This is a genomic window from Microbacterium sp. lyk4-40-TSB-66 (assembly GCF_030209475.1).
GTDB lineage: Bacteria > Actinomycetota > Actinomycetes > Actinomycetales > Microbacteriaceae > Microbacterium.
Genome location: NZ_JARVRW010000002.1, coordinates 433,971 through 448,345, shown reverse-complemented (window position 1 = coordinate 448,345; position 14,375 = coordinate 433,971). Strand labels below are relative to the sequence as shown.

At 68.9% G+C, this 14,375-nt stretch carries 11 protein-coding genes; 7 read left to right on the top strand and 4 right to left on the bottom strand.

Annotated features, from left to right (window positions below; all coding sequences use genetic code 11):
* Positions 1-8 precede the first annotated feature (8 nt).
* From QRO03_RS04210 to QRO03_RS04180, 7 genes are all read left to right on the top strand, one after another.
* Positions 9-1,196: a glycoside hydrolase family 88 protein gene (locus tag QRO03_RS04210; protein WP_285136265.1), complete on the top strand. Its 1,188-nt coding sequence runs from the start codon at positions 9-11 to the stop codon at positions 1,194-1,196.
* A complete protein-coding gene (locus QRO03_RS04205) occupies positions 1,193-2,101 on the top strand; it encodes a fumarylacetoacetate hydrolase family protein (RefSeq protein WP_285136264.1) in 909 nt (302 codons plus the stop codon). Before QRO03_RS04210 ends, QRO03_RS04205 begins: the two co-directional genes overlap by 4 nt.
* Positions 2,098-2,862, top strand: a complete 765-nt coding sequence (gene kduD, locus QRO03_RS04200; protein ID WP_285136263.1) for a 2-dehydro-3-deoxy-D-gluconate 5-dehydrogenase KduD — start codon at positions 2,098-2,100, stop codon at positions 2,860-2,862. Before QRO03_RS04205 ends, kduD begins: the two co-directional genes overlap by 4 nt.
* 89 nt (positions 2,863-2,951) lie before the next feature.
* Positions 2,952-3,743: a 5-dehydro-4-deoxy-D-glucuronate isomerase gene (gene kduI / locus QRO03_RS04195; RefSeq protein WP_285136262.1), complete on the top strand. Its 792-nt coding sequence runs from the start codon at positions 2,952-2,954 to the stop codon at positions 3,741-3,743.
* Positions 3,740-4,639, top strand: a complete 900-nt coding sequence (locus QRO03_RS04190; RefSeq protein WP_285136261.1) for a sugar kinase — start codon at positions 3,740-3,742, stop codon at positions 4,637-4,639. The genes kduI and QRO03_RS04190 overlap by 4 nt, the downstream gene beginning before the upstream one ends.
* The gene (locus QRO03_RS04185) at positions 4,636-5,265 is read left to right on the top strand and encodes a bifunctional 4-hydroxy-2-oxoglutarate aldolase/2-dehydro-3-deoxy-phosphogluconate aldolase (protein WP_285136260.1); all 630 of its coding nucleotides are present in this window, start codon (positions 4,636-4,638) and stop codon (positions 5,263-5,265) included. Before QRO03_RS04190 ends, QRO03_RS04185 begins: the two co-directional genes overlap by 4 nt.
* 30 nt (positions 5,266-5,295) lie before the next feature.
* Positions 5,296-7,038, top strand: a complete 1,743-nt coding sequence (locus tag QRO03_RS04180) for an acyltransferase (RefSeq protein ID WP_285136259.1) — start codon at positions 5,296-5,298, stop codon at positions 7,036-7,038.
* A gap of 11 nt (positions 7,039-7,049) precedes the next feature.
* Here QRO03_RS04180 and QRO03_RS04175 read toward each other — a convergent pair whose 3' ends face one another.
* The 4 genes from QRO03_RS04175 to QRO03_RS04160 all read right to left on the bottom strand — a co-directional run bounded on the left by QRO03_RS04175 (position 7,050) and on the right by QRO03_RS04160 (position 14,361).
* Entirely contained in the window at positions 7,050-8,192 is a 1,143-nt protein-coding gene (locus QRO03_RS04175) for a substrate-binding domain-containing protein (protein WP_285136258.1), read from the bottom strand.
* Between the two features lie 221 nt (positions 8,193-8,413).
* Positions 8,414-13,204 carry a 3-keto-alpha-glucoside-1,2-lyase-like domain-containing protein gene (locus tag QRO03_RS04170; protein ID WP_285136257.1) on the bottom strand — a complete coding sequence of 1,597 codons (4,791 nt, stop codon included), beginning with the start codon at positions 13,202-13,204 and terminating at the stop codon, positions 8,414-8,416.
* A 308-nt stretch (positions 13,205-13,512) separates the two neighbouring features.
* Positions 13,513-13,860: a hypothetical protein gene (locus QRO03_RS04165; protein ID WP_285136256.1), complete on the bottom strand. Its 348-nt coding sequence runs from the start codon at positions 13,858-13,860 to the stop codon at positions 13,513-13,515.
* Positions 13,861-13,992: 132 nt separating this feature from the next.
* Entirely contained in the window at positions 13,993-14,361 is a 369-nt protein-coding gene (locus tag QRO03_RS04160) for a DUF7882 family protein (RefSeq protein WP_285136255.1), read from the bottom strand.
* Positions 14,362-14,375: the final 14 nt, after the last annotated feature.

Here is a 14,375-nt window from a genome sequence, read left to right as displayed (position 1 = left end):
AGACGCTGATGACCTTCACCTCACCCACGACCCGGAGTTCGCCGGCCGTGTCGATCGAGGCGGCCATCGCCGCCGCCGTGGCAACCGTCGAACGCAACGCGAGGGCGCTCGGAGCGGCCTATCCCGGTGACACCACCGTTGACAACCGCTACCACCCCCGGTCGGCCGAGGGCGCCGTCCCCGAGGGGGGCAACCGCGGTTGGACGACGAGCTTCCGGACGGGCCAACTCTGGTTGGCCTGGGAACTCACGGGAGACGACGTGCACCGGCGTGCCGCCGAGGCCGACGTCAGCGACTTCGGACACCGCGTCCGCAACGAGATCGACCTCGACACCCACGACCTCGGGTTCCTCTACACCCTCTCGACGGTCGCCGCGTATCGCCTCACCGGAGCGCGGTCCGCGCGCTCGGACGCCCTCCTCGCCGCGGATCACCTGCTGCGCCGTTTCCTCGAACCGGCGGGCATCATCCAGGCCTGGGGAGACCTGTCCGATCCGCTCCAGCGCGGTCGCACGATCATCGACAGCCTCATGAACATGCCGCTGCTCACCTGGGCGGCCGAACAAACGGGCGAGGAGCGGTACTCCGACGCGGTGCGCCGCCACACCGCTCAGCTCGAGCAGCACATCCTCCGCCCTGACGACTCCACGTTCCACACGTTCTACTGGGACGCCGAAACGGGTGAGCCGCTCCGCGGAGCCACGGAACAGGGGGCGTTCGACGAGTCGTGCTGGGCGCGAGGCCAAGCGTGGGGCGTCTACGGGTTCGCGATGAATTACGCGGTCACGGGGGACGAGCGGCTCCTCGTCGCCGCGCGCCGGTGCGCGGGGTACTTCCTCCGCCACCTTCCCGCCGACGACGTGCCCTTCTGGGACCTCGTGTACACCGACGGCAGCGACGCCCCCCGCGACAGCTCCTCCGCGGCGATCGTCGTGTGCGGTCTGCTCGAACTCGCCCGCGTCGAGTCCGATGCGGCGCAGGCGGCCGAGTGGGCCGCGCGCGCCCACGCCATCCTGGCCTCGCTCATCGCGAACTACACGCCGGTGACCCCCGAGGACGCGGACGGCCTGATCCTGCACAGCGTCTACGACCTGCCGAAAGACGTCGGCGTCGACGAGGCGACCCTGTGGGGCGACTACTTCTACCTCGAAGCGCTCATGCGTGTGAGCCGACCCGAGTGGAAGAAGTACTGGTGAGGCTCGTCACCCACCGAACGTCCTCGGGGATGCGGCCGGGCGCGGTCGTGCGCACGGCCCGCGGAGACAGCCTGCTCGACCTGGGCGACATCGCGCTCAGCGTCAACGCCCTGATCTCCGACGCGTCGCTCGTGCGGGCGGCGGAGATGCGCGCCGCGGGTGCTCTCGATGAGAACCTCCCCGGCCTCGTGCCCGCAGATCTGGCGGCGCCCCTCACCCCGGGGAAGATCCTCTGCCTGGGCTACAACTACCGCGGCCACACGCCGGACGGGGTCGACCCCCGCGCGGACGACCCGGAATATCCCGACGTGTTCGTGAAGACCCCCAACACCGTGGCGGGCCCGAACGACGCCGTCGTCATCCCCGCGGGGGCGCAGGACGTCGACTACGAGGGCGAGCTCGCCGTCGTCATCGGCGCGCGGGCGCGCAACGTCGCGATCGAGGATGCGATGTCGCACGTCGCCGGATTCACCATCCTCAATGACGTGTCCGACCGGGCGTGGCAACGCCGTCAGAGCCAATGGGCTCTGGGGAAATGCTCCGATGGATTCGCCCCCATCGGGCCGTGGATCGTCACTGTCGATGAGGCCCCGAACCCGCAGGAGATGCTGGTCGAGGTCGTCAGGGACGGCCGGATCACCGTCTCGCAGTCCACCTCGACGACCATCTTCAGCGTCGCCTTCGTCGTCTCCCACATCAGTCAGGTCCTGACGCTCGAACCGGGTGACGTCATCTCCACGGGCACGCCGCAGAAGCTCGCGCACGCTCAGGCCGCGCACCGCCCGCTCGCGCCGGGAGACGCCGTCACGGTTCGCATCACGGGCCTTGGTGAGCTGACGACCCGCTTCGTCGCGGCGCAGCCGGAGAGCCCGGCCGCCGAATCGTTCCCGGAAGGAACCGCATGATCCTCGACACGTTCGCCCTGCACGGCCGAGTCGCCCTGGTGACGGGGTCGACACGGGGTCTGGGCCAGGGCGCGGCCGTCGCACTCGCCGAGGCCGGAGCGGATGTCGCGCTCCTCGACCGCGGCGACGCTTCGGCCACCGCCGAACGCGTCCGGGCCACGGGGCGGCGCGCCCATCTCCTTCGGCGCGACCTCGTGAGCGCCGGCCCCGAAGAGCTCGCCGGAGCCGTCGACGAGACCGTCGCCGAGCTGGGCGGTCTCGACATCCTCGTCAACAACGCCGGCACGATCCGCCGCACGCCCGCCGCCGAGCACTCGGCAGCGGATTGGGACGACGTCCTCTCCGTCAATCTCGATGCGGTGTTCCATCTGTCGCAGGCTGCGGGGCGGCACATGATCGCGAACGGATACGGACGTATCATCAACGTCGCCTCCATGCTGTCGTTCCAGGGCGGCATCCTCGTGCCCGGGTACACCGCGTCCAAGCATGCGGTCGTGGGCCTGACCAAGGCGTTCGCCAACGAGTGGGCCGCCGCGGGTGTCACGGTCAACGCCATCGCCCCCGGCTATATGGCCACCGACAACACCGCCCCGCTGCGCGCAGACGAGGATCGCGCGGCGTCCATCCTCGCCCGCATCCCCGCTGGCCGCTGGGGCGACGCATCCGACCTGCAGGGTGCGTTCGTCTTCCTCGCCTCCTCAGCGGCCTCCTACGTCACGGGCGCCGTCATCCCCGTCGACGGCGGCTGGCTCGTCCGCTGACCCGTTCCGCCCCCACCACACAGGAGACCCTCGTGCCCGAGACGCACATCCCCCAGCGTTACGCGACAAACCCCGCCCAGATTCCGGGCATGACCACGCGGCAGCTCCGCGACACGTACCTCATCCCCGACGTCTTCGTCGCGGGCGAGATCCGACTCACCTACACGCATCACGATCGGGTGGTCCTCGGCGGAGCCGTGCCGGCGGGCGCGGACCTGCGCCTGACGGGATACCCGGAGATCCGCAGCGAGAGCTTCCTGGAGCACCGCGAGCTCGGCGTCGTCAACGTGGGCGGCGAGGGCGTCGTCACCGCCGACGGCGTGGAGCACACGATGGTCACGGGTGCGTGCCTGTATCTGGGCCGCGGCGTGGAGGACGTGCGGTTCCGCGACGGCGCCGCCGGTGCCGAGGGTGCGCAGTTCTACCTGTTCTCGGCGCCCGCCCACACGACTTACCCCACGGCGCTCGTCTCGCCGGGGGAGGGCACGGTGCGCGAACTCGGCGACCAGCTGACGTCGAACCGACGGACGCTGAACCAGTACATCCACGAGAACGGCATCAAGAGCTGTCAGATCGTCATGGGTGTCACCGAGCTGCACCCCGGTTCCATGTGGAACACCATGCCGGCGCACACGCACGATCGCCGTACCGAGTGCTACCTCTACTTCGACGTGCCCGAGGACGCGCGCGTGGTGCACCTGATGGGCGAGCGTGAAGAGACCCGGCATCTGCTCGTCGCCGACCGTCAGGCCGTGATCTCTCCGAGTTGGTCGTTGCACTCCGGCGTCGGCACGGCCGCCTACTCGTTCGTGTGGGCGATGGCCGGCGAGAACCAGGCTTTCGACGACATGGATGCCGCCCCCATCACCGTTCTGCGATGAACGATCACCGAGAGGGCACGCTCCTCGCCGCCGGTGAGACCATGGCGATGATCGTTCCCCGCGTCTTCTCGTCGGTCGTGGACGCGGATGCCTTCCTCATCGAGGCCGGGGGAGCCGAGTCCAACGTGGCCACGCACGTGGCGGGGGCGGGGCACCGCGCCGTGTGGTTCAGCCGGCTCGGCAGCGACCCGCTGGGGCACCGGGTCGTCCGGCAGTTGACGTCCCACGGCGTCGACGTGAGCACGGTCACGTGGGACGATTCCCGACCCACCGGGGTTTACGTGAAGAACCCGGGCGCCGGAGTGACGTACTACCGGCGGGGCTCCGCGGCATCCGCTCTGTCGGTGGCGGACGCGGAAGGAATCGACCTCGCCGGCGTCGATGTCCTGCACGTCTCCGGTATCACCGCGGCGATCTCGCCCACCGCGCGCGCGTTCCTCGAGGAACTGATGATCCGCGCGAGGGCGGCGGACGTTCGCATCTCGTTCGACGTCAATCATCGCGCCCCGTTGTGGGATGCGGCCACCGCGGCGCCCGTGCTGCTGGCGCTCGCGCGGCGAGCCGACATCGTCTTCACCGGCCGCGACGAGGCGGAAGTCCTGTGGGGGACGGTGCGCGCCGAGGATGTCCGCGCGCTCCTCCCCGACGTCGCAGAGCTCGTCGTGAAGGACGGCGATGTCGGCGCCACCGCGTTCACCCGTGAGGGCCGTGCCTTCGTCCCCTCGCTCGTCGTCGACGTGGTCGAACCGGTCGGGGCGGGTGACGCCTTCGCCGGAGGCTACCTGTCCGCGCTTCTGTCGAACGCGTCGATCGAGGACCGGCTCGTGGCCGGGCACGCCTTCGCCGCCCGCACCCTGGCATCCCTCACGGACACGGTGGAAGGAAGCGACCTATGACTACCGCGGAAGCCGCTCGACTGGAAGAACTCTTCGCGGGCTCACCGCTGATGGCCATCTTCCGGGGCATGGGGATGCAACGCTCGTTGCGCCTGGCCGAGACGGCGTGGACGCTGGGGGTGGACGCGGTCGAGGTTCCTCTGCAGACCGAGGAAGACGAGCGCGTGCTCCGGGAGCTGTCGTCTCGGGCGGCGGCGAACGGCCGGAGCGTCGGGGCGGGCACGATCCTGCATCCCGAGCAGGTCGAGGTCGCCCGCGCGGCCGGGGCGGCGTATCTGGTCTCGCCGGGACTCGACCCTCGCGTCGTCGAGGCCGCACGCGCGGCGGATTTGCCGATCCTGCCCGGGGTGGCGACCCCCAGCGAAGTGCAGCTCGCCGTCTCGCTGGGCCTGGTGTGGATGAAGGCGTTCCCGGCGACCTGGCTCGGCTCCGGCTGGTTCCGTCACATCCGTGGGCCGTTCCCCGAGGTGCGGTTCGTCGCCACCGGTGGTCTCGACGCGACGAACGTCGTCGAATTCCTCGACGCCGGCGTACGCGTCGCGGCGGTCGGCTCGGCCCTCGAGGACGCCTCGCAGCTGGACCGACTCGCCGAGATCCTCCGCGCTCGCGCGCCGCTGGCGCACTGATCGTCGCAACGGATGGGGGAGGCCGGGCGCATGGGTGAACATGGTGGTGTCGACACGCTGGACTTCTCGCCGTGGTCCTTCTGGCAGTCGGCCTCCGACGACGCGAAGCGATCCCAGCGTGAGCGCCTGCATGCCTTGGCGGAGCGGGGCGACCGCATATTCGCGCACGATTCGTTCGTGGCGGACACCGCGGCGGTCGACAACGACGTCCTGCACCTCGGTGAACGCTCGTACGTCGCTGCCGGTGCGTACCTGACGGGCGAACTCGTCGCCGGGAGCGACTGCAGCATTAACCCGTACACCGTCATCCGTGGGCGCGTTCGCCTGGGCGCGGGTGTACGCATCGGGGCGCACACCTCCCTCCTCGGGTTCAACCACTCGATGACACCGGGGACCCCGGTCTTCCAGCAGCCGCTCACGTCGAAGGGCATCGTCGTCGAAGACGACGTCTGGATCGGTTCCCACGTCGTCGTCCTCGACGGTGTCAGAGTCGGCGCCCACTCGGTGCTCGCCGCCGGCGCCGTGGTGACGAAGGACGTCCCCTCCGGGGCGATCGTGGGAGGTAACCCGGCCAAGTTGCTCCGCTGGCGGGTGGCCCCCGCCGACGGGGCGACCTCATGCCCCCGCGATCTGGTCGACCGCCTGCGGGATTTCGCCGAGCAGTCCCGCCTGGAGGCCGAGGCCCTCTTGGCCCGCGCGTGGGACGCGGAGGCGGGTGCCTATGTCGATCGGCCCGGTGCGGAACCATCGCTGCGCGCTCACTGCGACGCCATCGAGGTTGCCGGTCTGCTTCTTCCGTGCGCCCCGCCGCCGTTGACCGCACACGAGCACCGAGCCCGACTGGCCTCGGCGCAGCGGCCCGACGGGCGCATCCCCTCCACCGCGTTCGGCACCCCGTTCAGCGCGGTGTTCGCGGCCGCCGAGTCCGATGGGCGCATCCCCTCCACCGGATTCTGGGTCCCGCCCGGCGCGGCCTTCGCCGATGCCGATGCGGCCTACCACGTCCTGAGCGTCGGTTATGCGACCGATCTGCTGCGGGGGCAGCTGCCCCACCCGATCACGGAAGCGACGCGGATGTCACCCGCGGACATCGTGGACTTCTGCGAGTCCCTCCCCTGGCGGATCGACCCCTGGCACGCGGGGCATCGCGTCGACGCCCTGGGGACGGCGCTGCACTGGGCGCTTCGCTCCGGACGACCCGTTCTCCCCGGCGCCGTCGAGAGCCTCTTCGGATGGCTCGGCACCCGCGCGGACCCCGATACCGGAATGTGGGGCGATCCGGCATCCGGAGGCGACCTTCTGCTGCTCGTGAACGGTTCCTATCGGACGACCCGCGGAACCTTCGCGCAGTTCGGCATCCCGCTTCCGCATCCGCGCGCCACCATCGACACCGTCCTGGAACACGCGGCCGATGATGCCTACTTCACCGCGGAGACCTACGACGCCTGCAATGTACTCGACGTCATCCACCCACTGTGGCTCACCCGCGGAGCGCTCCACCGGTTCGACGAGGCGCAGGACCTCGCCCGGCGGGTGCTCGAGCACGCCCTCTCGATGTCCTCGCCGTCGCGCGGGTTCGCATTCCGCCTGCGCGACACCGCAGACGAGGGGATGTGCAGCCTGCAGGGGACGGAGATGTGGCTCGCGATCATCTGGTACCTCGCCGACATCCTCGGAGAGTCCTCGCATCTCGGTTATCGACCGAGGGGCGTGCACCGGCCGGAGCCGGCCCTGCGGATCACCCGTTCCGGCCTGCACATCATGGGGTGGTGAGTGGAGCGCCCTCAGGGGGCGTCGACGGACGCGCCGGCGGTGTGCGCGGTGCGCGTCGCGGTGGATCCGCGCGCCTTCAGTTCCGGGAGCAGGAACGTGTGCTGTCGCGGTCGTGTCGCCCCGCCGGTCAGTCGTCCCAACATCAGTTCGACGGCCACTCTCCCCACGTCCTGCTTCGGAGGGCGGAGCGCCGTGATCGGCGGCTCGGCGCTCTCGGCCACCTCGTCGTCGTAGGCCATGATGGCGAGGTCGTCGGGGACCTCCCAGCCGTTGTCCCGCGCGGATTGCTGCACCAGGACCGCCTGACGGTCCGAGTGGATCAGGAGTGCCGTCGTTCCGGTCGACGCGCACCGCGCGAGCAGGAGCTGAATGACGTCGTCGCGGTCGGGGCCCTCCATCGCCTCGAGGGCGAGGTCCTGGTCCACGAGGCTGGTCAGGCCGAGGTCGCTCACCGCCCGTTCCCATCCCCGTCGCAGCGGCGCGGAGGTGGGGGAGTCGACCGAGGTCACCAACCCCACGCGGGTGTGCCCGAGCGAGGCCAGGTACTCGCCCGCCAAGATCCCCCCGTGCGTGTGGTCCGTCGTCGCCCATTCCAGCGACGTCAGCGCAAGCGAGGACGGGGCCCGCCGCTCCGCAAGGACGACCGGTATGGGGAGGGATGCCAGCCAGTGCAGCAGAGCGATCCCGTCCGGACCCGAGGCGTTGGGCGCAACGATGAGCCCGTGGAGGTACCCGGATCCGATCAGGGAGGTGATCTGGCGCCGCTGGTCCGCCGACGAGTAGCTCGCTGCACGAAGGATGAGTTGGGAGCCGCCGGTGGTCGCCGCGGCACGAGCCCCGATGATGATCTGGGGCCAGTAGTAGGTGAGCGACGGCACCACCATGCCGATCCGGAAGAGCGGCGTCTCCGCGACGATGCCGGCGCGCGGCACGGACGAATCGAGCCTGCTGCGCAGCGTGGCGCCGCCGTGGACGCGGGTGAGCAGCCCGCGATCAGCGAGACGGGAGATGTCGCGCCGCACGGTCAGTTCGGCGACACCGAGCAGTTTGCTCAACTCCGATACGCGCACGGAGCCGTACTGGCGAAGTTCGTCCAGGATGCGCTCCTGGCGGGACAGTCCGAAGGCCGGTGCTGCACCGTTGCGTGCGTCCATCGGACCTCCTCGTCCACGCGTTCGAGTCTATGCAGAGGCGGTCGAACACTTCCGATCGTGATCGAAGGCCTCCTCCCGGCAGTCGGACGTCTCGCCCCGTGACCGCACTCTGTCGCATCCGTCGACTCGTTCCCGCTGCGGGTCTGCGGGCCGACAGACGTGAGGCCCTGCCGCTGGTCGCCCACCGGCAGGGCCTCGTCGTCATCGAGGAGTGTCCCCTCTCATCGGCAGCTCGCCGCGGCCACATCGACCTCCTCGCTGAGCTGCACCTTCTCCCCGTCGATCTCGGCGTCGGCGGTCATCGTCACCGTCTGCGCGGGGATGGATGCGGCGCGCGTGCTGAACGCCGCCGATGCCTTCTTGCCCGGTTCGAGGGTGCCGAAGTCCTTCTTGCCCCAGGGGGTGGTCACCGTCACGGTCGCCCGTACGGACTCGTCGTTGGCGGCCGTCGCCGTGACGAGGACCTTTCCGGCCACGCAGCGACTGCTCGTGGTCACCGCGACGTCCAGCTCGGGGGCGGGCGGGGTCACGTCCGCGACGGCCAGCCACGAGATCACGGGCTTCTCACCTCCGGCCCCCTCGTTGGTGATCACGTACTCCACGGTCGTCGCCTCCTTCAGGGTGAAGGTGAGCGTCGAGGAGAGGGGCGTGTTCGTCGCTGACAGCGGGACGTTGCCCTTGGCCAGTTCGACACCCTGGGCGGAGACGGTGTGGTTCATGGTGCGGTTCAGGCCCCACCACTCGGTGAACCCTCCCGTGAGCGCGTAGGTTCCCGCATCCAGAGCCAACCGGTACGTCATCTTCGTCGTGTCCTGATAGAGCCCCGTCGAGAACTTGTCTCGGATGTCCGTGCTGCCCTTCACCTTCGTCCCGTCGGCGATGTAGCCCCACTGGGTGGGTGCGGTCGAGACCTGATCGACCTTGTCGTTGATCAGACCCGGCACCGACTTCTTCACCGCCGCGTACTGCGGGGACTCCGCCCCGCCGGTGCCCGAGTCGATGTAGTACACGAGGCCGGCCGGAACGATCTCGTAGGAGGCCACCACTCGCTGGCCCCCGTCGGACAGACGCCCCGAGAGGACGAGCTTCGCGTATTCGCTGCGCGGTTTCGCGGCGGAATCGGCGTCCCACTCCACCGTCTTCGGCGATCCGTCGATCTCGACCGTGGCGGGGAGGGGGTCCGCGAGCCCGAGGGCACCCTGGATGCCGACGTCGCGCGGCACGCTCTGCACGTACAGCAGAGCGAGCCGGGCGTTGTAACCCGATGTGCCCGTCGTTCCGACCTCCACGGCGACGATGGTCTCGGTGGCCACCGTCACCGGCTGCGAAATGGTCGTGGCGGCGCCCTGCGAGACGGCGGACGTGGTGTTCGTGGACGAGCCTGCGGTGACCTTGGCGTAGAAGTTGGTCGTCAGCCCCGCCCGCGGCGCCTGGACGGCGCCGATGTTGTAGGAGCCCGCGGGAAGCGTCAGGTAGTACGTGACGGGCTTGTTGAAGTCCGCCCCCACCCACGACGACGTCCAATCCTGTGCGGTGCCGGCGGCGAGAGCCGTGGCCGTGGTCGCGTATCCCCACGTCTTACCGGCGGCCTTGCCGTCCCACTTCTGGTCCGCGCTGTCGTTGCGCAGGCCATCCCGCCCCGCCACGGCCGCGTACGCAGACCCCGCCGCGTTGCCGCTGGAGCCGGAGTCGATGAAGTACTCCAGGTCGGAGGGAACGACCAGGACCCGCGCCGTGATCCGCTGGTAGACGCCCGTGGACAGCTTCTCGGAGGACCGTCCGGTCGCGACGAAGCTGGAGAGCTCGGCGGTTCCCGCGGCCCCCGCGATCGATCCCTGCGTCCACGTGACGGGGGTGTCCGCGCCGTTCAGTCCGACCGTTCGGGGCAGGGTGCGATCCGTCGAGGCGATGCTCACGGCACCGAGATCGACGACGTCGGTGCTGACGTCCTTCGGGGTCAGCTGGTCGCTGGCCGCCAAGAGGCGAGCGCCCACAGCCGACGCCCCCTCCGCATCGAGACCGAAGGCGACGGGGTCCGCGACGGCGGCGCGGCCGGTGCTCAGGGCAGTGGAGAAGACGGTCCAGGTCTCGGGGGTGTAGTCGGTCTCCACCGCCTCGTCGACCGCGTCGATGGTCTTCGCCAATGCGGTGGTGTCGACCCGCGACGAGGATGCCGTCGCCTGGATCACCCCGACCGCGTCGACGTTGAGGGAGTTGTCGTTCGCCGTCGACAGCGCGACCGTGTGCTCGCCGTTCGGGAGTCCGCGGAGCTGGAAGGTCGTGCGCTCGCTTCCGGCCGACCACGTGGGCACGGCTGCGGCGAGGGCGGCCCCGTCGACGGTCACGTCGAGCGTTGCGGAGCCGGGGTTGGTCCCGATGATGTCGAGTCCGGTGCCGGTGAACGAATAAGACATCGTGGCACCCTTGGCGGTGCTCTTGGATGCCGTGCGCTGCCACTCGAACATGCCCTGCCCGTTCACGTGACTCCACTTCGAGTCGAACGCGAGGACGGGGAGCGAGCTGTCGTCCCAGCGGGTCTGGTGCATGCCGTCGATGATCGAGCTGTAGTACGGCGTGTATCCGGGGACGGTCTGCACCTTCAGATTGTCGAATTGGACGAAGGTGAAGCTCGAACCCAGTTGGATTCGGCCAGCCGACTGAGGCGCGGTGTCGGTGAACGTGGACACCTCGATCCCGTTGATGTACGCCGTGTAGACCGCCCCCGCCACCTTGACCGCGATGTTGTTCCACGAGCCGGCGCCGGCCTTGAAGGCGACGGCGGGGGTGTTGGCCACCGTGCCGCTGGCGAGGGTCGTTCCGAAGCGCATGAACGTCCACGCGCCGGTCGGGTCGACCTTCAACTCCGCGGCCGAGACGTTCTGACCGTTGGCGGTGCCCCCCTGCTGCCGTGCGCCGACGGTCGCGTACTGCGCGCCCGCGGCTTCGAACAGGACGTCCGTGGAGACGGTGTAGTTGGCCCAACGGGCGTCGCCGATGGTGGTCTTCGGGTCGCCGCCGTTCCAGGCTCCGCCGTTCATTCCGGGACCGACCTGCTGACGCAGGACGCGGCTGTGCGCGGGGTCGGACGTCGTCACCGATTCGAACGCACCGTTCGTGTCATTCGTGTACCTCGGCGTCGCCCCCAGGTCCTCCTGTTGTGTGCTGGGGGTGCCCTGCGGCTGGGGACGTGCGCCGCGGCTCTCGAGGAAGCTCTCATCCGTATCGATGAGCTGACGGGTCTCCGGGTCGTAGCTCTTGATGTCGCCCTGCTGGGCGTACTGGAAATCGTCCGCGTAGAGGATGTCGTCGTCGGTCACGCCGTTGACGGCGCCGCTCGCATCCGTGTCGAGCACGTCGCGACCACCGTCCGGGGCGGTGTACTCGGGGCTCGAGGGAAGCGAGCTGCCGAACCCGTCCTTGGCCGTGAGGGAGCCGCCGTCGGTCACGGTCGCGTGGTCCAAGGTGGTGAGCGTCGCGGCCGAGAACGGTTTGACCTGCACGGTGTAGGTCGAGTTCCCGTCGGGCTGGATCTCCGCGACCGGCACGAGGTAGTTGGCGTCGTACGCGTCGCCGGGGTCTGCTGCTCGTGTCTCCCACAGCTCGGCCGTCTTGTCCGTCCCGAGGCCGAGGTCCTTCGTCGTGACGCGGTACGTCTTGGTGAAGGTGCTGTCGTTGATGATGACGGTGGAGAAATCCGAGGCGTCCGGAGCGGCGAGCGTCGTATACGACGCCCCTCCCGCTCGGGCACCGCTCGGCGGATTGCCGGTGCCGAGTTCGGAGCCTGACGCCTTCGGAATGGCGCGCCAGACACCCGCGGTGTTGTCCTCGTTCTCCCAGCCGAGTTCGGCGAACTGCGTGAAGTGCTCGATGACAGAAAGTCCGCCGTCGTAATACATCCATCCCGACCATGGTTCGCGAGCGTTCACCAACTCCTTCGAGGAGTACTGGAAGCCGTCGTAGAACGAACCGATGACGGGCTGGAAGATGTTCAGCGTGCGCCGCGACGCGGCGAAGCCGGTCGTCACCCAGTTGCCCATCTCGAGGGCGCTGTTCGTCCCGCCGAACTGCGTCCCCACGCCGCCCTGTTCATTGCTGTTGGTATTGTTCGGGCGGTCTGCGGAGTTGGAGAACGTCGACTGGCCCTCGGAGTTCCAGACTTCCTTGTCGAGCTGCTCAGCGACCTTCTTCATGTTGCCGGCGCTGTCGTCGGCACTGGAGTAATGGAAGCCGACGACGTCCACAGCGTCTCGGAGGGAGGCATCGGCCGGCGCGGTCATCGCGTTGCCGAAGGACACGGGAGGTGTCCCGACGGTGTCCGCGGCGATGGTCTCGATGGCGGTGTAGAGCCGACGTTCCTCCTCCGAGGCGAAGCCGTTGTTGGGGTCGGTGGAGCTCGCGCCCTGATACCCGGTGGTGTCGTTGCGCAGCCACGACGAGAAATCCTTGTACAGCTGGATCTCCGGGCTGGTGGTCTCGTTCGTGTCCGGGTTGATGGAGTCGACCATGACCCCGAGTTCGCGGTACGCGGTGAGGACGGTGTTCTTGAACCAGATGTATTGGTCCTGGTGGTTCGTCACCCAGGTCGGGCGCTGCCAGCGGAGGATGCTGACGTGCACGTCGCCGTGCGCGACCAGCTTGGCGTCCGCCGCCAGCTGGAACCCCGGCTCGCGGAGGATGTTGGGGTATTCGTCCCGGGAGCGCATCGTCGCGGGGTTCGGGCCCGTCGAGGTGTTCCTGTCGTTGCCCATCTCGATCTTCACCGTGTTCATGATGGGGTGATCTCCGCCGAACAGCGTCTCGATCATCTCCCAGTACTTCTCCGGGTGCTGCGCTTTGTAATCGAGCAGCAGTGCACTCGTCGAGTTCGCGGTCAGGACACCGAAGCCCTTGAAGGTGAGGCCGTTGCGGTTCTGTGCCGCCGCGGCGACATCTGCGCCGTCGACGGTGACGGAAACCGGGTCGGCGCCCGCCGCGGCCGCACCGGTGACGGGCGCGATGAGCGATCCCGTCACCACCGCCGCAGCTACTGCCAGGGCACACACAGACCGGGCTGATGACGCTTTCGTCATTGGAGATCCTCGTCGTTGAAGGAAGCCCACTCGGGGGTCGTCGGTAGCAGACCACACGGCGGCGGTGCGAGGAAGCGAAGCGAGCCGTATCGAACAGGATCGAACGCACTCGCACATTGCCCTTTGGTACTGTCCGGGCCGCGTCGTCTCGGGTCCACGGATCCGACTGCCGCGAGAGGATCGACCGTCGCCGGGGTCACATGAAGAAAGGCACCCGTTTCGGGGTGCCCTCAGCGTGCGACCGTGACTCGTCAGCCGCCCGCGAGCAGTGCCTTCGACCTCACCTCGAGGAACGACACCAGTGCGCCGAGCACGACGACCTCGTTCCCGAGGTTGACTAGTTCGACGGCGTCGAGCTCGATGGTGGCGTCGCGCGCTTCCATCGTCGCCTTCCACGCACCGTCTCCGTCGGCGATCGGCTGCAGGTAGGTGACGGTCTTCGCACCGCTGAGGTCGACGACGATCAGGCCGGAGTCGGGGTCGGTCTCGTCCTCCTGCTCCAACAGACGGATCTCGCTGCCGGTCAGGTAGCCGAGCCCACGGAACTGGGCCAACCAGTCCTCGAGCAGATCCTTGTTCAGAAGGCGTCGTACCGGCACGGCTCACTCCGATCCATGCGCGTGAATATCACGCGTCACCCACATTATTGCGGGTGGAGGAGCGGCAGAGGTGGGAATCAGCCCGCGCTGCGACGACCGGGCCTGCCGGGCCGTACGCGTGCCGGATTCGGCTCAGGCGGCGCGGACGGGGCGTCCGGCGGTGCGAGCGGCGTGGGCCGGTGCGTGAGACGCCTCTTCGGCGCTCTCCCACGTGCGCACGTCGACGACGAGACCCGACGCGGCGTTGGCCTGATCGGCCAGGGCGCGCAGGTAGTCGCCGACGAGCTGCTCCGGCTCGGGGGATGCGAAGACGAAACGGAGCGGGATCGACGGCTGCAGCCAGATGGTGGAGCGTCCGGGCTCATCCGCGGTACCCGTCCACGTGAACGTGAAGGATTCACCGCGTCGCAGCTTCGTCGATGCGATCACCTTGATGTATCCCATCAGGCGATCCGGAAGCGAGATGGGCGCTACGTCGGATCCGTAGAACAGAGTGGCCATGGTGATCTCCTTCG

Bases quoted from the DNA above. Each gene is read 5' to 3' on its own strand.
- QRO03_RS04210 (WP_285136265.1), top strand. From the start codon at position 9: ATGACCTTCACCTCACCCACGACCCGGAGTTCGCCGGCCGTGTCGATC.
- kduD (WP_285136263.1), top strand. From the start codon at position 2,098: ATGATCCTCGACACGTTCGCCCTGCACGGCCGAGTCGCCCTGGTGACG.
- kduI (WP_285136262.1), top strand. From the start codon at position 2,952: ATGACCACGCGGCAGCTCCGCGACACGTACCTCATCCCCGACGTCTTC.
- QRO03_RS04190 (WP_285136261.1), top strand. From the start codon at position 3,740: ATGAACGATCACCGAGAGGGCACGCTCCTCGCCGCCGGTGAGACCATG.
- QRO03_RS04185 (WP_285136260.1), top strand. From the start codon at position 4,636: ATGACTACCGCGGAAGCCGCTCGACTGGAAGAACTCTTCGCGGGCTCA.
- QRO03_RS04180 (WP_285136259.1), top strand. From the start codon at position 5,296: ATGGGTGAACATGGTGGTGTCGACACGCTGGACTTCTCGCCGTGGTCC.
- QRO03_RS04175 (WP_285136258.1), bottom strand. From the start codon at position 8,192: ATGGACGCACGCAACGGTGCAGCACCGGCCTTCGGACTGTCCCGCCAG.
- QRO03_RS04160 (WP_285136255.1), bottom strand. From the start codon at position 14,361: ATGGCCACTCTGTTCTACGGATCCGACGTAGCGCCCATCTCGCTTCCG.